We start from the raw sequence: 19,434 nt of genomic DNA, 5'->3' as shown, positions 1-19,434 counted from the left end.
TTGACTTGACGAGCGGTCGCCGGTCGCCTTTGATATCGGATAAGATGATTTAAATCATCATTTGTGATATCGTGGGAGGAATGCATGAAGGCAGCCGTTATGGCGCATCCGCGTTATGTTGTCTCGGAAATCGATCCGAGGCTCTACGGATCCTTCATCGAGCATCTGGGGCGCGCGGTTTACACCGGCATCTATGAGCCCGGCCATTCGACCGCGGACGCCAATGGTATGCGCCAGGACGTCATCGATCTCGTCAGGGAACTCAACGTTCCGATCGTCCGCTATCCCGGCGGCAATTTTGTATCCGCTTACAATTGGGAAGACGGCGTTGGCCCTAAGGAAGAGCGCCCGGTGCGTCTCGACCTCGCCTGGCACACGTCGGAAAGCAACGAAGTCGGCCTGCATGAGTTCGCCGATTGGTGCACCTCCGCCAACACCGAGATGATGCTCGCCGTCAATCTCGGCTCGCGTGGGCTCGATGAAGCCCGCAACTTTCTGGAATACACCAATCATCCAGGTGGCAGTGAGTGGAGCGACAAGCGTATCGCCAACGGCCGCAAGGAGCCCTTCGACGTCAAGCTTTGGTGCCTCGGCAACGAAATGGACGGGCCCTGGCAGATCGGCCACAAGACCGCTGATGAGTACGGCCGCCTGGCGCATGAGACCGCCAAGGCGATGCGCGCCTTTTCCAAGTCGCTCGAACTCGTCGTCTGCGGCTCTTCGAATGCCAAGATGCCGACCTATCCAGAATGGGAAGCGACCGTTCTCGACCACACCTACAACGAGATCGATTACATCTCGCTGCACATGTATTTCGACAATGAAGCCAATGACGCGCCGAACTATCTGGCGATGAACAAGAAGCTCGACGACTACATCGCCTCGGTCGCCGGCGTCATCGCCTATGTCAAGGCCAAGAAGCGCTCCAGCAAGCAGGTCTACATCTCATTCGACGAATGGAACGTCTGGTACCATTCCAAGGAAAGGGACAAGAAGATCCTCGGTGGCAATGATGGCTGGCCCTTCGCCCCGCCGTTGCTCGAAGACATCTACAATTTCGAGGATGTGCTACAGGTCGGCTTGATCCTCAACACCTTCATCCGCCGTTCCGACGTCGTCAAGATCGCCTGCCTGGCCCAACTGGTCAACGTTATCGCGCCGATCATGACCGTTCCGAATGGCCCGGCCTGGCGCCAGACGACCTTCTATCCCTATCTCTTTGCCTCGCTCTACGGGCGCGGCAATGCGCTGGATCTCAAGGTGGAAAGCCCGACCTACAAGTCCGCTGTCGCCGGCGACGTTTCCTATGTCGATGTCACCGGCGTGCATGACACGAAAACCGGCCATGTCACCTTCTTTGCCGTCAACCGCCATTCGAGCGAGGCAATCGAAACCGTGATCGATATCGCCGGCTTCGGCGCGGCTGACATTGCAGATCACCAGATGATGACGCACGCGGATCTGAAAGCCGTCAATTCGGCCGAGAGTCCCGGCAATGTCATTCCCAGGAACGGGTCAGGCGCCTCAGTGACAGGCGGCAAGCTGACCCTGTCGCTGCCAGCCTATTCCTATCAGATGATCCGCCTCAAGGTCTGACTTCAGGCGCGCATTATCGGAAAGTGCATGCGCTGAGGAGGAGCGTCGACGTGACGGCCGATATCGAAATCAGGAATGTGAGCAAGCAGTTCGGTGCCATGTCGGTGCTGGAGGATTTGTCGCTGTCCATCAAGGCACGCGAATTCATCGTGTTCCTTGGACCGTCCGGCTGTGGGAAATCGACGCTTCTGCGAATGATCGCTGGCCTCGAAACCGTCGATAGCGGCGAGATCGCCATCAACGATCAGCGTATCGATCATCTGCCGCCGGGCAAGCGCGGCATTGCCATGGTGTTCCAGTCCTATGCGCTTTATCCGCATATGACCGTGCGCGACAACATGGCCTTCGGGCTTGAGAATATCGGCGTATCACGGCAGATCATCGACGCGCGGATCAACGAAGCCTCCCGCATCCTCGAAATGCCACACTTGCTTGAGCGCAAGCCAGGCCAGCTCTCCGGCGGCCAGCGCCAGCGCGTTGCCATCGGCCGTGCGATCGTCAAGGAGCCGAAGGCCTTCCTGTTCGACGAGCCGCTCTCCAATCTCGATGCGGCTTTGCGCACCCGCACCCGCATCGAACTTGCCCAGCTTCATCAACGCCTGCAATCGACAATGATCTTCGTCACCCACGACCAGGTCGAGGCAATGACGCTCGCCGACCGCATCGTCGTCATGAACAATCGCAAAATCGAACAGATCGGCTCTCCCATGGAGATCTACGATCGCCCGGCAACCAAATTCGTCGCGGGCTTCGTCGGTGCGCCGGCGATGAACTTTGTCGATGCGACACTCGACAGATCGGGCGGCAATGCCAAGGTCAAATTCGCCGACGGCATAGCGGTCCAGACCGAGATCGCGTCCAATCTGTTGGCCGATGGCAATTACAGCTTCGGCATCCGTTCGGAAGACGTTCGCATCGTTCCCGCCGGGCAGGGCGATGCCGATGGCGTGGTCGATGTGCTCGAGCGGCTCGGTGAACGCACCTTGATCTACGCAAGGCTGGGCGATGGCCTGCAGATCGTCGGCTCGGATGTCGGCAACAGCCGCGTCGCGGTCGGCCACAAGGTCGGGCTCGCCTTCGACGGCAAGAAGTCGCATCTGTTCAGCGAGGCTGGCCGCGCCTGGCACGCAGGGGAGGCCTGACATGGCTGACCAATTGGCGATGCCGCACACCGCGACGCCGGCCGCGAGCGTCAGAACCCCAAGCGCCGATATCTACGCGCCGCAATGGCGAAACATCATTTTCGTCGCGCCGTTCCTGTTCTTCTTCACGACGCTGCTGCTCTTCCCGCTGCTGTGGGGGATCTGGCTGAGCTTCCACAAGGCCGACACGTTCTCGTCCGGAAATTTTGTCGGTCTCGGCAACTACGTCAGGCTCTATAACGACAAGGTCTTCCTGCAATCGATCTGGAACACCTTCTATTTCGTGCTTCTGACAGTGCCGACGCTGGCGCTGATCGGCCTTTTTCTGGCACTTTGCCTCAACCGCCGCACGCGCACCGCCGCGGTGCTGCGGACGCTGTTCTTTTCTTCCTCGGTGCTGTCAGTCACCATCGTCACGCTGATCTGGCGCATCGTCTTCATTCCGAATGTCGGCCTGTTGTCGACGATCTACGGATGGTTCGGCGCGACCGCCCCAGCTTTCATTTCCAATCCCAGCCTTGCGATGATCGGCATCGCCATTGCCACCATCTGGTGGTGCATCGGCCTGCCGATGATGCTCTTTCTCTCGGCGCTGCAGCAGATCCCGCGCGATATTTACGAAGCGGCAGCCCTGGACAATGCCAATCGCTGGCAGACGTTACGCTCGATCACGCTGCCGTCGATCAAACGCACTTTCATCCTGGTGATCATCATCCAGATCGTGCTGCAGTTCCAGTTGTTCGGGCAGGCCTGGCTGATGACGCGCGGCGGTCCGAACAACCTGACCAAGCCGATCGTTCTTTACATCTATGACACCGCATTCCGTCGCTGGGATCTGGGCATGGGCGCCGCGGCATCGGAAATCCTGTTCATCCTCATCCTTGTCGCGGCCATGGCCCAGTACCTCGTCGCACGCAACAAGGGAGACCGGGCATGAGCATTCCAGCCATCAAGGGAAGGGCATTTAGCGATCGCGTCCTGCTGGTCCTCGTCATCCTGCTGTCGATCGTCATGATCGCGCCGGTTCTGTGGGTCGTTGGCCTGTCGCTCAAGGACAATGCCGAGCTGATGGCCGATCCCAATTCCGTGTTTCACGCGCCCTATACGCTGAAGAACTACATCAACACCGTCGGCACCTCGTCGGTGTTCATCTGGGTGCGCAACAGCATCATCGTCTCGGGCGGGTTGACACTCGGGACGCTGATCCTGTCGTCGCTCGCCGGTTACGGCTTTGCACGGCTGAACTTCCCCGGCCGACACATCCTGTTCGTCATCGTGCTTTTCGGTTTGGCGGTTCCCGAACAGGCCGTGCTTGTCGCCCGACACCAGATCTTCAGCATCCTGAAGTTCCACAACACTTATCCTGGACTCATTCTCCCGGGCCTGTCGGCTTCGTTCGGCGTCTTCCTGATGACCCAGTATTTCAAGGCCATCCCGAAGGAGCTGGACGAAGCCGCCATGCTGGACAATGCGAGCCGGTTCAGGATTTTCTGGAAAGTGCTTTTGCCACTCACGGTGCCTGCACAAGCAACCCTCGGTATCTTCACGTTCCTCGGCGCATGGAACGACTATTTGTGGCCGCTGATCTCGGCAACAAACAAGGATATGTACACGCTGACCGTCGGCATGGCCTCGACACAGACCAATTTCGCCCAGTCCGAAGGCATCGGCTTCCTGATGGCGCAGGCCGTGTTCGCCGGTGCGCCAATCCTGATCGTCTACCTCTTTTTCCAGAAATACATCGTCACGGCCGTCTCTGGCGCCGCGGTGAGATAACGAAAATTGCCCAGTGGCGGGGGAGCGCGCCGCAGCGATTGAAGCATAGCCAGTCCAGGGTGGAGTGGCCGAAACTCAGGAGGAGGAACTGACATGACAATGAGGAAAATGCTGTTTGCAGCAGTCTCTGCTGGCGCAATGGCGCTCGCAAGCCCAAGCCTTGCAGCGACGGAACTGACCGTACAGCGCTTTTTCGGTGCTTGCGATGCCGATTTCGGCACCAACACCGATGTCGGCAAGGCCGTCGGCGAATGCGGCATTATCACCTCGCTGATCAACAAGTTCAACGCCGACAATCCCGATGTGCACGTCAGCGTCACCACCGTGGAATGGCCGGGCTATGACCAGCTGACCGCGCAGTTCGCTTCCGGCGACGCTCCGGATATCGTCACGATCCATGAATCCGCGCTTTCGGACTACCAGTCCAAGGGACTGTTGATGCCGCTCGACGATCTCTTGAAGTCCGTCGGCGTGACACCCGATGCCTTCACGGACGCGGCGCGCAACGGCGCCACCAAGGACGGCAAGATCTACGGCCTGCCGATCGACAGCTGGACGATGCTCTATCACATCAACATGGATCTCTTCAAACAAGCCGACCTCGTCAATGCCGACGGGACACCGATCCTTCCGAAGTCGCCGGAGGAACTGCTCGCCCAGGCCGAACAGTTCAAGCAGAAGACCGGCAAGCCTTATTTCGTTCAGAATCTGGCCAATGAGACCGCACTCTACACGCGCAACCTCTACACCTATCTCTTCCAGCAGAACTCCGACTTCTTTGCCGATCCAAAGCATGTGAAGCTGAATACGCCGGAAGCCAAGAAGGTCGTCGAGATGTACAAGGCGATCTTCGACAAGGGGTACACCACCAAGGATCTCGACTACGGCGGCGCGATCAATGCCTTCCTTGCTGGTCAAGGCGGCGTCCAGCTTAATGGCACGTGGGTCGTCGGTGACAATAACGCTCAGTCTCAAACCAAAGGTACCGCGCTCAATAAAGGCGGCTATGCGGTCTACCCGTATCCGCAACTGTTTGGCGGTACCCACGCGCAATATGCAGACGGCCACACCTGGGCAGTCTCGCAGAAGGACCGCACGCCTGAACAGACCGCGGCCATCGGCAAGTTCCTGAAGTTCTTCGCCGACAACGACTTCGATTGGTCGCGCACCGGTCACCTGCCGGCATACAAGGCCATCATTACCTCGGAGGCTTTCAAGGCTCTGCCGCATCGCAACACGATCGCCGCGGTCGCCGACCTCGGCAAGCCGTTGCCGTCCGCCGTACAGCGCCAGTTTGCGATCCAGGACATTATCGGCGAAGAGATGAGCGCTGCAATCACTGGCCAGAAGGATGTCGATGCCGCACTTTCCGACATGGAAAGCCGCGTCAACGAATTGCTTGCCAACATCTGACCACAGATTCCCGAAGTTCTCCCGAAGCCCCGCGCTGGAAACAGTCGCGGGGCTTTTCTGTCGGACGATGGCGTGAGGCCGTCGATCGCATCCTGGTGATAGACATGGCGCTTAGGCGCAACCAGCTGTGATTGCCGTCGAAAGCGTCCTAGATGCCGAGGGCGACCGAGCATCCGATGTTGACGGTATCCCCTCCTGAAGGATAGTATCTTGGGATGAACGAGCGTCCCCACATTCACGAGACCCATCCCGACATCATCAAACGGCTGAAGCGGGCCGACGGTCATCTGAGGGGCGTCATAGAGATGATCGAAGCAGGCCGGCCCTGCCTTGACATCGCCCAGCAGCTTCATGCGGTCGAGAAGGCCGTTTCCCAAGCCAAGAAGACGCTCATCCAGGATCATCTCAATCACTGCCTGGAAGATGTCGTGGGGCCGCTGCCGCGCGAGCAGCGCCGCTCGATCGACGAGTTCAAGGACATCACCAAGTACCTGTGAGACATGCGCCATGATGAGCGGCATTCGCGACTGGTTCGGCTTCGGCCCGGCAACCCAGGGCTTTGGCAGGCATGGCCATGACCATGGCGAGGGTGGGCACGGCCACACGCATGGCGTGGTCGATCCCACCATCGCGACGACAACACGCGGCATCTGGGCGATCAAATGGTCGTTCGCCGTGCTGGCGATCACAGCGGCGCTGCAACTGATCATCGTGTTCTTGTCGGGCAGCGTGGCGCTGCTTGCCGATACCATCCACAATGTCGGTGACGCGGTCACTGCCATTCCGCTGTGGATCGCCTTCATGCTGGCGAGGCGCAAGCCGAGCAAGACCTTCACCTACGGCCTTGGCCGGGTCGAGGACCTGGCCGGCATTGTTATCGTGCTGATCATCCTGTTCAGCGCCATCGTGGCCGGCTATGAGGCAATCGACAGACTGATCCATCCCCAAGCCATCAGCTTCCTCGACTGGGTTGCCGTCGCCGGCTTCGTCGGTTTCCTCGGCAATGAGGCGGTCGCGGTATTCCGCATCCGCGTCGGCCGCGAGATCAACAGCGCCGCGCTGATCGCCGACGGCTATCACGCTCGCACCGACGGCTTCACCAGCCTTGCGGTGGTGCTTGGCGCGGTCGGCGTCTGGCTCGGCTTTCCGCTTGCCGATCCGATTATCGGCCTTTTGATCACGGTGGCGATCTTCGCCATCGTCTGGCAGTCGTCGAAGGCGGTGCTGACGCGCATGCTGGATGGCGTCGAGCCAGGCATCGTCGACGAAATCCACCATGCGGCCGAACATGTGCGGGGCGTCGAACGGGTCGCCCAGGTGCAGGCGCGCTGGATCGGCCACAGGCTGCATGCCGATATCGCCATCAAGGTGGCCGAAACCGCGAGCGCGAAGGATGTGGTCGGCATCACCGAGGCTCTGAGAGGGGAGCTGTTCGACCACCTGCCGGCGCTGTCGGAGGCGAACATCCGCCTGGAACGCAAGGGCAAGGGCGCTTATTGACAAGTGCGACTGGAAATACAAGCATCAGGCAGGGGTTCAGTCGCGACGACCCCGTGAGGCGTCAGCCCAATGTTCGCGTCCAGGCTCTCTGTTTGAGGTGGACGCCATGCAGTCATACTTTGCTGGCCAGGAATCGACCCATATCCGCGAGCTGAAGCGCAAACTTGCGCTCCTGCCTTCCGGTGCCGGCCCGACGGCTTCCTATTTGCTGGTATCCAGGGGATTGCGGGCGTTTGGCGACGGCCTCGTCAGTCTTCTGCTTCCCGCCTATCTGGCGGCGCTCGGCTTCAACGCTTTCGAGATCGGGATCTTCGCCACGGCAACGCTTGCGGGATCGGCGGCGCTCACGCTGGGCGTCGGAGCCATCGCGCACCGTTTCTCGCGCCGCTCGCTGCTCATCGCGGCAGCGGGCCTGATGATTCTCACAGGATTTGCCTTCGCGCTCGTCCACGACTTCTGGCCGCTGCTCGTGGTCGCGTTCGTCGGAACGTTGAACCCATCCTCCGGCGACGTGAGCGTGTTTCTGCCACTCGAACATGCGGAACTGGCGCACAGTGTCACCGATCGGGACCGTACCGCACTGTTTGCCCGCTACAGCGTTGTCGGGTCCCTCGTCGGAGCTGTCGGTGCTCTGGCGGCCGGCGCCCCTGACCTCCTGCGACACCTTATCGGCATGGAGATCAAACAGGCCCTGCAGCTTGCCTTCCTGCTCTATGCCCTCCTCGGGGTCGGGTCGCTAATCCTGTATCGGCGGCTGCCGGTCGAATCGATCGACGCGAATGCTGCGCCGGCGGAACCCTTGCGCAAGTCTCGAACCATCGTCTTCACGCTGGCCGCGCTCTTCAGCCTGGACGCCTTTGCGGGCGGCCTTGTGGTTCAGTCCCTGCTGGCACTGTGGCTTTATCAAACCTTTGGCCTGTCCCTCGCAACCACGGGCGCAATTTTCTTCTGCATGGGCATGCTTTCTGCCGTGTCATATCTGGTGGCTGTCCAAATCTCCAGGCGGATCGGGCTGGTCAACACGATGGTGTTCACGCATCTGCCGTCGAGCCTTTGCCTCTTGCTCATCCCGTTCATGCACAGCCTCGCTCTGGTGATCGTCCTTCTGCTGATCCGGAGTGCGCTATCGCAAATGGACGTGCCGACCCGCACCTCTTACGTGATGGCGGTGGTGACGCCGGGCGAGCGTGCCGCGGCAGCGAGTGTCACCGCCGTTCCACGCAGCCTCGCATCGGCGGCGAGTCCGGCCCTGGCCGGCTCGCTGCTAGCCGTTTCCGGCTTCGGCTGGCCGCTCCTCATCGCTGGAGCCTTGAAGATCGTCTACGATATTCTTCTTCTCATGACGTTCCGCAAAATTCGGCCGCCGGAGGAACGCTAGCACGGTTCGCCAACTCCGTCGGAATCGGCGATGCGATGCTTCAAACCGAGCCGCGAGACGGCTGGTTGGTCCGGGCGGCAGCGTTTCCGGCATCGATGCGTCAGCCGAGATGATCGAGAGAGCGCGTGCCAAGGCCATCCGCGCCGGCTACGCGCAACGGCGAACAAAGCCCTGCCTGCCTGATCAACGGCGACTGACCGGGGCAGGCAATGCCATCATTGCAATTCCATCGTTGACGAGCGATCCTGACCGGGTCTCATTTTTTGGCCTGCTCACGCCGCCATCTTCCTGTGCGCTTTCCGAGGACCGTCGGTCGATTTGCAGCGCAAAATGGGAGGCATGAACTGAAGCGAACGGCCGTTTCAGTTGAGGAGAAACCGATCTGCTGGCGGCTTCCCGCAGTGGCCGGGACAAGTGCAACGTTGCGAAGCCTTACCGCCAAAGCGAACATTATGCCGCGCTGTTCGTTTCCAGGAGAGTCCAAACACGGAAAGGACTGGAAATGGCGACAGGGTCAAGTGGAGACGGTCGAGGCGCAGGGCGCATCGTCACCATATTCGGCGGGACGGGCTTCCTGGGGCGCAGGATCGTCAAGCGGCTTGCCGAGCAAGGTTTCACCGTCCGCGCCGTATCGCGCCATCCCGGCCGCGTGCGCGACGCCGTTTCCTCGAGAGCCGGAGTGGAGCCGATCAAGGCAGATGTTCTGGATCCACGCCAGGTCGCAGCAGTGGTCTCCGGATGCCATGCGGTCGTGAACGCAGTCAGTCTTTATGCCGAGCATGGGGAGCGGACGTTCGAGCGCACGCACGTCAAAGCAGCGGGCGATCTGGCCGCCGCCTCGCGCGACGCCGGGGTCGAACAGTTCGTGCTGATCTCTGGTGTCGGCTCCGATGCCGGGTCGGGATCGAAGTATATCCGCGCCCGTGGCCGTGGTGAAGACGCGGTTGAAAGCGCATTTGCGGGCGCTTTGATCGTGCGCCCCTGCGTCATGGCGGGGCCGGACGACGCTTTCCTCACAACCATCGTCAAGTTGATACGCCTGCTGCCGGTCTATCCGTTGTTTGGGCAGGGAGGAACACGGCTTCAGCCGGTCTATGTCGAAGACGTGGCGGAAGGCGTGAGCCGTCTGATTGCCGACGGAGGCCACAACGGTTCTCGAATTTTCGAGTTCGGTGGTCCGCGCGTCTACAGCTACAGGGAGCTGCTCCAGGAGATCGCCTTTCAGCTCCAGGTGCGGGTTACGCTGGCGCCGATGCCATTCGCGATGTGGGACATCCTGGCAGCCGTGGCGGAATTTCTGCCCGCCGCTCCGTTCAACCGCAGTCAGATCGATCTCATGCGACAGGACAATGTGACGGCGATCGGGGTACCCGGTCTCGAGACGCTGGGCATCGCGCCGCGCAACATTGATGAAATCGTTTGGATGATTGCCCGGAGCCGCTGATGGGCAATGCGAATCCGGAAATTGGAACTCGGATATCGCTGAGATGTTTATCCATCACGCAATTGGAGAGATGTCATGACCGAGAACGAAACCCGCTATGAAACCGGGGCGAGGAAGTATCCGGCCAAGACCGAGGCTGATGCTTCGGATGAATTCTCCCAGGACGCGGCCGGCAACAAGAAGCCTGCCGGCGGAATGGGGCTCACCCGCCGGCAGGGCGAAGTGGAAGACCGGACCCGCCAGTCGGAGGGACAAAACCCGCCAAGGCAAGCCACGCCGAGTGCCGCGACGGAAAAGATGGCAGGCGCCGGTCCGGCGGTCGCCGAGCGTTCAAAGGACGCCAAGGCTCCGAAGAGCGGCCGGCAGCCAGGGGCTTACGCCAAGAAGTGATCGCCGGGTAACGATGACGAAAGTCTATCTCTTTGTTTTGACGCAATTCCCCAGGCAAAGCGCTACGCGCTTTTGCCGGGAAAACCGTTTCACACTTTTCCTGGAATTGCTCTAAGCGGCCACCTCAAGCACGATCTTGCCGCGCACATGTTCGTTTTCCAGCCGTTCTTCGGCCCTGGCGACCTCTGCGAGAGGGTAGGTGGCCTGCACGAAGGGGGTGACCTTGCCGGTGTCGATAAGGCGGCCGATTTCCGCGAGCTGCGCCGCATTCGGCTCGGCCAAATAGGAGACGCCACGCGCCCGATGCAAGTTTGCCTTTTCCTGCGAAGGTTGGGAAAGCGTGGAAACGAGTGTCCCGCCTGGCCTGAGCACATCCCAGGAGCGGTCCTGCGTTTCGCCCGCGACCAGATCGAACACCAGGTCGACCTCATCGACGACCTCTTCGAAACGCTGATTCTTGTAGTCGACCGTCTGATCGGCGCCAAGCTCACGGACGAAAACGACGTCCTCGGCCGAAACGGTTGTCGCGACGAACGCACCCGCGGCCTTTGCCAGTTGGATCGCCAGGTGGCCGACGCCGCCGGCGCCGCCATGGATGAGAACCCTTTGCCCGGATTTGAGGCTGCCATGGTCGAACAGGCCCTGCCACGCGGTGATGCCTGCAAGCGGCACCGCCGCAGCTTCGATGTGGCTTAGACGATCCGGTTTTGCAGCCGCCTCCGTCGCTTTGACCACGACATATTCGGCATTGCCGCCCCGGTCCTGGCCAAGCATGGCAAATAGCGCGTCGCCCTTCTTCAACGTATGCGCCCGCGTGCCGCATATTTCCACCGCACCGGACACGTCACGCCCGAGCGTGACCGGCAGGGCCTGGCTCGTCGAACCTTCGCGGATCTTGTAGTCGACCGGATTGACGCTTGCTGCGCGAACCCTGAGCACAACCTCGTCGTCGAGTGGCTGAGGCAAAGGGACCTGATCGATCGAAAGAACCTCAGGTCCGCCAAAAGCATGGATACGGACTGCTTTCATGTCGACATATCTCCTTTTCGTTCGTTGGCGCCATCTTCGTTTGACTGTCAGCGCCGGCAGCAACGCATTCATGCGGCGTTGCCGCGTGCCCATTTGCCCGCGGACGTCACCCCGAGACAGGCTCCAGTCCTGCCAGGCTCCAATCCTGCTAGCCCACAGTCTTGCTAGGCGGCAGACTGTGTTGGAGGATTCTGATACATCATCCAGAGCTCGATCGCGGCCAGGACCGCGACCAGAACGCCGATTACAACATGGACGCCCATGGCCGTGGTTGCCTGGAATCCAAGCACCCAGGGCGACACGAGCACCCAAAGGCCCACAACGAGGTTCAGCCACTCCTCCCAAACAGCAAAGGCCGAGAGAGCGGCGATCGAGAGTACGAAAATCACGATTCCGCTGCCCATGGCATTCTGGGACTGCGTTCCCGCTGCGAAGGCGAATAGCCAGGGAGAGAAGAAGAGAATTGCTCCAAGGATAAGATTTGCTACGTCGCATAGCTTGGCGTTTGACCACTGGTTCATGATTTTTCTCCATTAAGCGCGCTTTCGGCGCTTGCGAAGCTCAGCCCGGCTGGCCTTGAAACCGCCGGTCACATGGCGGGAAGGCTACAACCAGGCTTCCTGGCGTTCTAACTGGATTGCAGGCCATTGGTTCCAATCAACAAATCTGGAGCACGAGCGGCTGAGTGCCGGGGATTCCTCCCGGGGCCGGCGCATTCAGCCATTCTTGATCCGTTCGCGAGATACAAACGCACCGGGAAGGTGCGAAGTGCAGGCCATCACCCATGTGATCGCCTCTCGGTCATAGGCGTCACCGGAGCGCCAGTCCTCGAAGAAGGCGTTCAACGTGCCGACACGCTCGGGCCAGACGTCGCTGGCCTGCAGCCCCAGTGACACTCCGAAATTGGTGAAGGCGAACTTCGTGTCGCGCAGCCAGGGCACGCGGCTGAAATAACCTGGCGGGTCGACCCACATCGTTTCCAGGGTTCCAAGCGATCGTCTCGTCTGGGCCTCAGCCCACGGTTCCGCGGGAAAGAAGTGGGCGAGCCACAGCATCATGCCGAGGCCGAGATCCTGTTCGATATCGAGGACTTGCCAATCGCGCTCGATCAGGTCGTGCATCTGCGCGATCTCAGGCGCCAGTTCGTCTTCGTCAAGCATCCGGTAAGAGACGTAGCCATCATAGGCATCCATGCTGCCGAGACCGTAGCCGGGATAAGGCTTGCTCAAGTCCTCCTGCATTTTCCAGATCACACCGCGGCCGGGAATCACAAAGGCCGGATGAATGGCACGCGCCAGCGCGATACCGCGCGTGCGATATTCCGGTTTCAGATCGCCGAGACGCGCCAAGGCAAACAGCCACATCGCCAGGTAATGGAAATACTGTCCGTCACGATCCGCCGCTTCCCCGATCCTCAGTCCGCGCCGACGGCCGAGCACACGCTCGACATCGGCCACAAGCCGCTCAGCCTCGTCCAGCCAGCGCGCCTGGCCGGTTTCCGTGTAGAGCGAGACGTAGAGCACGACCCCAAACGCATCGGTCCAGAGATAGCGCAGGCCGTTGGGCCAGATGCCTTCGGCGCGCATCCAGTCGAGTTTTCGCAGGACGTAGTCAACGTCACGCAGCATTGGCCCTAAAGCCCGAACGGATAAGTTTTCGAACGCCGATGGCTATCTTCCGCCGACCTGGCCAAGGCAGCGGCCTCAATGCATCTGCGAATGCAGTCCGCCTTGCTGCGAGATGCCGCTCAACGCCTCACCCGCCGACTCGCCGTTCATGGCGAGGTCACCCAGCGAAACGATACCGATCAGCCGCTTGTCGCGGTTAAGCACCGGCAGGCGCCTTACCTGAAGCTCAGCCATTTTGTGAAGGACATCTTCCGCGTCTTCGTCACCGAAACAATATTCGATGCCAGCGCTCATCACCTCGCGAATTTTGGCGTCGGGTCCTTTACCCCTAGCAATGCCGCGGATTGCGATATCCCGGTCCGTTATCATGCCGACAAGCCGGTCATTCTCGCCCACCGGCATGGCGCCGGCGTCGAGACGGCCCATGGTTTGGGCGGCATAGCGTATGGTTTGATCCGGATTGGCGATCTGAACGTCCTTTGTCATACAATCGGCAATTCTCATCGTAACCTCCTTGAATTACGCAGGCGCACGCCAGCGCCTGTCGTTTGAATGAGCGTCCATGCAAAACGTTCCGTGCTGTCTGCGCGAACCAAATCGCTTGCCGTCGGCCGACTGGAACTCGCCATCGGTCGTTCAGTCCCTGTTGGTGCCTTCTCGTAGCGAACTGCCGTGTTGACCTACGCGTGGTGTGCTCGCGTTCTGGCCGCCTTCTGCGCCGCCGCCTTCCTTCCGCGGGCGCCTTTCGTCTGCGCTGCCTTCTCGGCAGCGGCCGAGCGTTCCTCGGCCGTCCGGCGCGAAGCCGCGCGCTTGGCCTGCTGCGAGAGCGCCTCGTGCGATGCCGTGTTCTTCGGCTCGTGCTCGAGCACCTTGGAGACGGCTTTCGAGACCCGCGGGCGGCGTTTCGGCTTGCGTTCGCCCTGGCCGGCCTCATAGGCGTATTCGGCGCTCTTGCGCGTACTCTCCTTCACCTTGCCCTTCTTGGGCGGCGGCAAGTCCACGCCTGCTCGTCTCGCCTCGGAAAGCCCGATGGCGATGGCCTGCTGGGTCGAGCGCGCGCCATGCTCCCCTTTGCGGATCTTGTCGATTTCCTCGTGTACGAACTCGCCGGCTTGCGTGCTCGGCGACTTGCCCTCGCGCTTGTCCTTCCGGGCCTTCTCGATGGTTTTCTTGTCAGGCATTGTCATCTCTCCCTATACGGGTTGCCGTTCGCGCTGCGGATGCGCGTTGTCTCCGGAGATCAACGCGTCGAGGATGCAAATGATCCCAATCCTGTCATCTCATCCGTGGCCAGTCTTTCGATGAACTCCCGACGCCTGGAAATCGGGCAGGCGGACTCAAGTGATGATCAGTCGGCAGGCTGACTCGCAATGGCGCAAGGGTTGCGCCGGGGGACACCATAAAGGTAACATTCAGGAGCCTGCCCAAAGCGCGGCAGTGCAGGTCGACCACAGCCGGGTCGCCGGCAAGCCTGAATGCTTTTGATGTCGAGAGAACGGTCATGAGCGAAGAGATCAGCGTCGCTGACGCTTATCGAAAAGGCAGCATCATCTTCATGGGGATGGAGATTCTGGTCGCCCAAGGCGCACTGGTGCCACGTCCCGAAACAGAGCTACTCGGCAATACAGCCGTCGATGTTCTGCGTGCAATGGACGTGTCGGCTCCGCGGATCATCGACATGTGCTGCGGCGCCGGCAATCTGGCGTGCGCTATCGCCAGCCAGGTCCCGTCAGCGCGAGTTTGGGCCAGCGATCTTACCGATGGCTGCATCGATGCAACGCGGCGAAACGTCGTCCATCATGGTTTGGCTGACCGGGTGTCAGTGTATCAAGGCGACTTGTTCGACGTGTTGTCCAACTCGAAACTCGACGGTACGATCGACGTCATCGTCTGCAATCCTCCTTACATTTCCGAGAAGCGGCTCGAAGGCGATCGCTCCGATCTGATCACGCTCGAGCCACGGGAGGCATTCGCTGCCGGTCCCTATGGCCTGAGCCTCCATATGCGGGTCGTGAAAGACGCCCTGCGCTACCTTCGACCAGGCGGCATCCTGCTGTTCGAGGTAGGGCTTGGCCAGGACCGCCAAGTCATACGCCTTCTGGAACGCGGCAAGGGCTACACGAACATACGCACCGTCACCAACCATGTTGGCGAAGTGCGGGTGGTCTTGGCAGAGGCCAAACCGGCGGCGTGATGCGACCGCCTGTGCCGCAAACGTCAGCTTCCTCTTTTTCGGACGATGAACCGCGCAATTGCCTGGATCGAATCCAGATTATCCGGCAGGAGCTCACTGTCTTCAACGATGATGCCGAAGGTCTCTTCCAGGAAACCGATGACCTCGAGTACTCCGGTCGAATCGACGATCCCCTCGTCGAGCAGCGATGTCGTGTCGGAGAGTGCCTTGACGTCCGCGATGTAGAAATTCGAAGCCAGGAAGCTGCGAACCTGTGCGCCGTAGATACCGCCGCTTTCTTCAGTCGACGCTCTTGAATCCATCTAATCGATCCTCCAGTGAAGCCAAGGCTCTTGCAATCGCTGCGTCCGAATTACGACAACGCAGCTTTCTTGAGTTTTCCGGTATCGGTCATGGGCAGGCTGGGCACGATGACGATGGTCTTTGGCACCATGAAACTCTCTAGCCGTTTCTGGCACTCCATCCGAAGCTGCCCTTCACCGATGGTTCTTCCTTGCTCGATCACGACAAATGCCTTCACCGCCTGCCCGAGAAGTTCGTCGGCAACACCGATGACCGCGGCTTCTTTCACCCCGGGAATGTTCATCAGCACGGTTTCTACTTCCTTCGGAGCGACCTTCTCGCCGCGTGATTTTATGATCTCGTCGCCACGGCCAACGAAATACAGATAGCCTTCGGCGTCCATCCGGCAGTAGTCGCCCGTATAGAGGACCTGCTCCCCCGGCAGGGGGCCGGGCTTTAGCTTCCTTGAGGTCGCCTCGGGTTTGCCCCAATAGCCTTTCATCACTGTTGCGCCGCGGATGACGAGTTGGCCAACTTCGCCTGGACCGACCCGCTTGCCACGCTCGTCGACAATCCACATTTCAGTGTTGGGAATGGCAATGCCGACGCTCAGGGGTTTCCGCTCGATATCTTGTGGGGGCAGATAGCTACAGCGCTTGCATTCAGTGAGACCGTACATCGAATAGATGCGCGCGCCTGAAAACAACTCCCGGAGCATGATGATATGCTTCAGCGGCAACGCGGCCGCCGTGTTGGTGACATAGCGGATACTCGAGAAATCGTGATCCTTCAGGGATCTGAGTTCCGAAAGCGCGGCGAAGATGGTGGGAACACCCGGAAACCCGGTGATCCGCTCGTCCTTGATGAGCTGAAGGATCTGCGCCGGAAAAGCGAAGGAGCGTTCGAGGACGAGCCGTGCACCGGCGCGAAAAGCCATGATCATCTGATACAGGCCGTAGTCGAAGGCGAGGGGCAGGACGTTCAGGATGACGTCGTCTTCGCGCAGCTCCAGATAAGAAGCTATCGATGTGCAGGCGGCCGTCATGTTGCCGTGCGTCAGCATGACCCCCTTGGGTTCGCCTGTGGATCCGGAGGTGTAGATGATGGCGGCCAGATCCATGTCGATGCATCTGCGTACCGGCGCTACGGAAGGCCTCTCGACCGCTGTGTCCCAATGCACGGCATGCGGCAATCGGCTGAGCTCGCCCTGATCGATCGTGCCTGAGACGATGACTGCCCGCAGCCAATGACAGTCATGTACCGGTTGACCAAATATCGCGTGCAAATGGCCGTCGGTGATCAGCGCCGCCGGCCGGCAATCGTTGAGAAGGTAGTTGAGCTTCTCGCTTTTGGTGAGCGGGTTGACCATGCAGACAACGGCGTTGGCCTTGAGCACCGCCCAGAAGCTGACAACGGTTTCGATGGTGTTGTCGGCGAATATCACCACGCGGTCGCCGCGTTCGACGCCCGCGGCCGCCAGAAAATGCGCGAGCCTGTCGGAGCGCTCATGGAGCTCCCCATAGGTGACACGTTGCTTGCCGCACACCAGCGCGACCTTGCCGCCAACCTCGCTGGCGGAGTGAAGGAGATAATCATGCAGAAGTGGCACCGCACCGTGGATCATGCCAAGATCCTTTCCCGTCGCTCGTGATCGTCTCGTCGCTCATGATCGACGTCGATCCTGAGTTCCGTTTTGTTCAAACCGCATGGGCGGTTCGCGATGAATTGCTGATGCAGGAGTTGTGTCGACAACACGCCGACCAGCGCCATATTGTCGGCGTTGGACAGATCGCCGTCGCCAGCCTGGGACCGGCACTTTCCAAGCAGGATCGCAACCGATTTCGGATCGAAGACATTTGCCGCGCGCAACGCCGTCTCCGACAGCACTTCGCGAATGTAGGCCGGTGCATCCTGGCCGACGAAACTAAGCGCGTTTGGCGCCCGGTAGGGCTGCTTCTTTCGGGCAACAACCTGCGGCGGCACGATCGGCTCCGCCACTCGCTTAAGCACGTGCTTTTCATCCAGGACGCGAAGCTTGTAGGCATCCGGAAGCGAATTTGCGAGCGCGACTACGTTGTCGTCGAGGTAAGGGAATCGCCCCTCGACCGAATGCGCCATAAGCATCCTGTCGCCTTGCGAGGAGAGCAAATAACCCGACATCAGCGTTCGAATCTCGACATACTGGTCCTGTGCAAGGAAGCTCCATCGCGAGAATTCGGCAGGCAGGCCGCCGAGCAGTTCGGAGACAGCCGCGCAGTGCTCCGAGGCGGCGCGCATGTCGCGGCAGAACAGGCGCTTGACGGCGGAGGTGGTGCGCCAGCGCGTGTCGTGTGCAAACCCCGGCACTTGGTGGTCCTGAAGGTTGCGGCCGAAAAACTGCCGCGCCATGGCCTGCTGGCGAACCGGTGAGCGCGACAGGTAGGGATAGAGCCGCTCAAGCAACCGGGCACGCCGGCTTGAAGTCGGCTGGCGCCCCCAGAACCGGCGCACCTTGGCTTCGCGGAATAGGTCGTAGCCGCCAAACATCTCGTCGGCCCCTTCGCCCGTCAGCACGACCTTGATGCCGTGTTCGCGCACCAGTTTGGACAAAAGGAAGAGCGGTGCCGGGGCTGTCCTCAGGATTGGCCGCTCCGCGTGGTAGATCACCTCGGGAAACACTGCCGCGATGTCGCCGCGTGAAATCATGACCTCGTGATGCTCGCTCGCAGTCGCGGCGGCGACCAGCTGCTGATAGTAGGTCTCGTCATACTCGGCATCGGCAAAGCGCAGGGAGAAGGTTTGGAAGCGTTCGCCCGCGAAGCGTGTCCCAAGCGCCGCGACAAGAGAACTGTCGAGCCCACCTGACAAATAGCAACCCACCGGCACGTCGGCCTGCACCATCCGCAGCGCCGTCGCAGCTTCAAGCGCATTGCGGACTTTCTCGACCGCTTCGCCGCACGAGCCGGTGAATCGGTCACGGTCCGAACCGGACATTTCCGGATAATGCGGCTGCCAGAAGGCCGTTTCACGCACCGCGCCATTCTCATAGAGCCGGACATGTCCAGGCCGGAGTTCATTGATGCCTTGGAAGACGCTTTGCGGCGCAATCACCGTCCAGAAAGTGAACGTCTGGTCGATCCCTGCCGAATCAAAGGCTCGCGCAATCGCCATCTCTGCCGCAAAAATCGCTTTGACTTCGCTTGCAAAGAACAGGCGGCCGCCGTGCTCGCAAAAATACAGCGGACAGATGCCATAGCGATCGCGCGACAGTACCAGCCGACAGGCGGCCGCATCCCAGATCGCGACTGCCCATTGCCCGTTCATCCGCTCAAAGGCGGCCTGGCCCCAGACCTGGTAAGCCTGGAGGACCACTTCCGTGTCGCTATGGGTGCTGAAGCGGCGGCCTAGCGCAATCAACTTATCGCGCAATTCGACGTAGTTGAAGATTTCGCCGTTGAACACGATCCATGTCGGACCACTCGTGTCGGCGAGAGGCTGCTGACCGTGCAGCAGATCGACCACAGCCAGACGGGCATGCGCCAGCCCCGCACGTCGGTCGCGGTACAGCCCTCGCTCGTCGGGTCCGCGGTGTGCGAGCGTTGTCACCATGCGCAACAGCGCTTCTCGCGAAGGAGACGGGGCGGTGGCACTCAGCGCCACTATTCCGGCGATTCCACACACCC

18 protein-coding genes and 1 pseudogene are annotated in these 19,434 nt (G+C 60.5%); 11 read left to right on the top strand and 8 right to left on the bottom strand.

Translation table 11 applies throughout. From position 1 onward, the window contains the following. Positions 1–84 precede the first annotated feature (84 nt). The 10 genes and pseudogenes from arfA to JT360_RS21250 all read left to right on the top strand — a co-directional run bounded on the left by arfA (position 85) and on the right by JT360_RS21250 (position 10,639). Positions 85–1,596, top strand: a complete 1,512-nt coding sequence (gene arfA / locus JT360_RS21295) for an arabinosylfuranosidase ArfA (RefSeq protein ID WP_214473732.1) — start codon at positions 85–87, stop codon at positions 1,594–1,596. A gap of 50 nt (positions 1,597–1,646) precedes the next feature. Continuing rightward, entirely contained in the window at positions 1,647–2,738 is a 1,092-nt protein-coding gene (locus tag JT360_RS21290; protein ID WP_214473729.1) for an ABC transporter ATP-binding protein, read from the top strand. A 19-nt stretch (positions 2,739–2,757) separates the two neighbouring features. Continuing rightward, a complete protein-coding gene (locus JT360_RS21285; protein WP_250888971.1) occupies positions 2,758–3,675 on the top strand; it encodes a carbohydrate ABC transporter permease in 918 nt (305 codons plus the stop codon). Continuing rightward, positions 3,672–4,514, top strand: coding sequence for a carbohydrate ABC transporter permease (locus JT360_RS21280; RefSeq protein WP_214473725.1), 843 nt, complete (start codon positions 3,672–3,674; stop codon positions 4,512–4,514). Before JT360_RS21285 ends, JT360_RS21280 begins: the two co-directional genes overlap by 4 nt. A gap of 93 nt (positions 4,515–4,607) precedes the next feature. Beyond that, positions 4,608–5,927 carry an ABC transporter substrate-binding protein gene (locus JT360_RS21275; protein WP_250888962.1) on the top strand — a complete coding sequence of 440 codons (1,320 nt, stop codon included), beginning with the start codon at positions 4,608–4,610 and terminating at the stop codon, positions 5,925–5,927. A gap of 215 nt (positions 5,928–6,142) precedes the next feature. Further along, positions 6,143–6,424: a metal-sensing transcriptional repressor gene (locus tag JT360_RS21270; RefSeq protein ID WP_214473723.1), complete on the top strand. Its 282-nt coding sequence runs from the start codon at positions 6,143–6,145 to the stop codon at positions 6,422–6,424. 10 nt (positions 6,425–6,434) lie between these two features. Continuing rightward, positions 6,435–7,403: pseudogene (locus JT360_RS21265) on the top strand (cation diffusion facilitator family transporter); the annotation flags it as partial. A gap of 130 nt (positions 7,404–7,533) precedes the next feature. Next, on the top strand, positions 7,534–8,805 hold the full coding sequence (locus JT360_RS21260; protein ID WP_214473792.1) for an MFS transporter: 1,272 nt from the start codon (positions 7,534–7,536) through the stop codon (positions 8,803–8,805). Between the two features lie 502 nt (positions 8,806–9,307). Further along, the gene (locus JT360_RS21255; protein ID WP_214473720.1) at positions 9,308–10,249 is read left to right on the top strand and encodes a complex I NDUFA9 subunit family protein; all 942 of its coding nucleotides are present in this window, start codon (positions 9,308–9,310) and stop codon (positions 10,247–10,249) included. A gap of 75 nt (positions 10,250–10,324) precedes the next feature. After that, positions 10,325–10,639: a hypothetical protein gene (locus JT360_RS21250; RefSeq protein ID WP_214473718.1), complete on the top strand. Its 315-nt coding sequence runs from the start codon at positions 10,325–10,327 to the stop codon at positions 10,637–10,639. Positions 10,640–10,750: 111 nt separating this feature from the next. Here the strand turns inward: JT360_RS21250 and JT360_RS21245 are convergent, their stop codons facing one another. The 5 genes from JT360_RS21245 to JT360_RS21225 form a co-directional block, all read right to left on the bottom strand. Next, positions 10,751–11,668, bottom strand: a complete 918-nt coding sequence (locus JT360_RS21245; protein WP_214473716.1) for an NADP-dependent oxidoreductase — start codon at positions 11,666–11,668, stop codon at positions 10,751–10,753. Between the two features lie 164 nt (positions 11,669–11,832). Next, positions 11,833–12,189, bottom strand: a complete 357-nt coding sequence (locus tag JT360_RS21240) for an SPW repeat protein (RefSeq protein ID WP_214473715.1) — start codon at positions 12,187–12,189, stop codon at positions 11,833–11,835. A 195-nt stretch (positions 12,190–12,384) separates the two neighbouring features. Then, entirely contained in the window at positions 12,385–13,296 is a 912-nt protein-coding gene (locus tag JT360_RS21235) for a hypothetical protein (RefSeq protein ID WP_214473713.1), read from the bottom strand. A gap of 75 nt (positions 13,297–13,371) precedes the next feature. Continuing rightward, entirely contained in the window at positions 13,372–13,800 is a 429-nt protein-coding gene (locus JT360_RS21230) for a CBS domain-containing protein (protein ID WP_214473711.1), read from the bottom strand. Between the two features lie 176 nt (positions 13,801–13,976). Continuing rightward, complete coding sequence (locus JT360_RS21225; RefSeq protein WP_214473709.1) at positions 13,977–14,477, bottom strand: DUF6496 domain-containing protein; 501 nt, start codon at positions 14,475–14,477, stop codon at positions 13,977–13,979. 320 nt (positions 14,478–14,797) lie between these two features. Between JT360_RS21225 and JT360_RS21220 the strand changes: the two genes are divergently transcribed. Next, positions 14,798–15,490 (top strand): N5-glutamine methyltransferase family protein, encoded by a 693-nt coding sequence (locus JT360_RS21220; protein ID WP_214473708.1) that lies wholly within the window; start codon positions 14,798–14,800, stop codon positions 15,488–15,490. 23 nt (positions 15,491–15,513) lie between these two features. On the opposite strand, the gene JT360_RS21215 is transcribed toward JT360_RS21220, so the two are convergent. The 3 genes from JT360_RS21215 to asnB are packed head-to-tail and all read right to left on the bottom strand — an operon-like array spanning position 15,514 to position 19,432. After that, positions 15,514–15,792: an acyl carrier protein gene (locus JT360_RS21215; RefSeq protein WP_214473701.1), complete on the bottom strand. Its 279-nt coding sequence runs from the start codon at positions 15,790–15,792 to the stop codon at positions 15,514–15,516. Between the two features lie 50 nt (positions 15,793–15,842). Beyond that, a complete protein-coding gene (locus JT360_RS21210) occupies positions 15,843–17,396 on the bottom strand; it encodes a class I adenylate-forming enzyme family protein (RefSeq protein ID WP_214473700.1) in 1,554 nt (517 codons plus the stop codon). Then, a complete protein-coding gene (gene asnB, locus JT360_RS21205; RefSeq protein WP_214473699.1) occupies positions 17,393–19,432 on the bottom strand; it encodes an asparagine synthase (glutamine-hydrolyzing) in 2,040 nt (679 codons plus the stop codon). Before asnB ends, JT360_RS21210 begins: the two co-directional genes overlap by 4 nt. Positions 19,433–19,434: the final 2 nt, after the last annotated feature.

Origin of the sequence: Mesorhizobium sp. dw_380 (assembly GCF_018588885.1) — a bacterium.
In the GTDB taxonomy this organism is placed as follows: Bacteria; Pseudomonadota; Alphaproteobacteria; order Rhizobiales; family Rhizobiaceae; genus Mesorhizobium.
The sequence above is the reverse complement of the archived record's forward strand: the minus strand, read 5'-3'. Positions and strand labels throughout refer to the sequence as shown.

What these genes read in the sequence shown, in the direction of transcription:
- JT360_RS21210 (WP_214473700.1), bottom strand. Translation starts at nt 17,396, where the DNA reads ATGATCCACGGTGCGGTGCCACTTCTGCATGATTATCTCCTTCACTCC.
- JT360_RS21245 (WP_214473716.1), bottom strand. Translation starts at nt 11,668, where the DNA reads ATGAAAGCAGTCCGTATCCATGCTTTTGGCGGACCTGAGGTTCTTTCG.
- JT360_RS21215 (WP_214473701.1), bottom strand. Translation starts at nt 15,792, where the DNA reads ATGGATTCAAGAGCGTCGACTGAAGAAAGCGGCGGTATCTACGGCGCA.
- JT360_RS21285 (WP_250888971.1), top strand. Translation starts at nt 2,758, where the DNA reads ATGCCGCACACCGCGACGCCGGCCGCGAGCGTCAGAACCCCAAGCGCC.
- JT360_RS21280 (WP_214473725.1), top strand. Translation starts at nt 3,672, where the DNA reads ATGAGCATTCCAGCCATCAAGGGAAGGGCATTTAGCGATCGCGTCCTG.
- JT360_RS21220 (WP_214473708.1), top strand. Translation starts at nt 14,798, where the DNA reads ATGAGCGAAGAGATCAGCGTCGCTGACGCTTATCGAAAAGGCAGCATC.
- JT360_RS21250 (WP_214473718.1), top strand. Translation starts at nt 10,325, where the DNA reads ATGACCGAGAACGAAACCCGCTATGAAACCGGGGCGAGGAAGTATCCG.
- JT360_RS21270 (WP_214473723.1), top strand. Translation starts at nt 6,143, where the DNA reads ATGAACGAGCGTCCCCACATTCACGAGACCCATCCCGACATCATCAAA.
- arfA (WP_214473732.1), top strand. Translation starts at nt 85, where the DNA reads ATGAAGGCAGCCGTTATGGCGCATCCGCGTTATGTTGTCTCGGAAATC.
- JT360_RS21230 (WP_214473711.1), bottom strand. Translation starts at nt 13,800, where the DNA reads ATGAGAATTGCCGATTGTATGACAAAGGACGTTCAGATCGCCAATCCG.
- JT360_RS21255 (WP_214473720.1), top strand. Translation starts at nt 9,308, where the DNA reads ATGGCGACAGGGTCAAGTGGAGACGGTCGAGGCGCAGGGCGCATCGTC.
- JT360_RS21260 (WP_214473792.1), top strand. Translation starts at nt 7,534, where the DNA reads ATGCAGTCATACTTTGCTGGCCAGGAATCGACCCATATCCGCGAGCTG.
- JT360_RS21235 (WP_214473713.1), bottom strand. Translation starts at nt 13,296, where the DNA reads ATGCTGCGTGACGTTGACTACGTCCTGCGAAAACTCGACTGGATGCGC.
- JT360_RS21225 (WP_214473709.1), bottom strand. Translation starts at nt 14,477, where the DNA reads ATGCCTGACAAGAAAACCATCGAGAAGGCCCGGAAGGACAAGCGCGAG.
- JT360_RS21240 (WP_214473715.1), bottom strand. Translation starts at nt 12,189, where the DNA reads ATGAACCAGTGGTCAAACGCCAAGCTATGCGACGTAGCAAATCTTATC.
- JT360_RS21275 (WP_250888962.1), top strand. Translation starts at nt 4,608, where the DNA reads ATGACAATGAGGAAAATGCTGTTTGCAGCAGTCTCTGCTGGCGCAATG.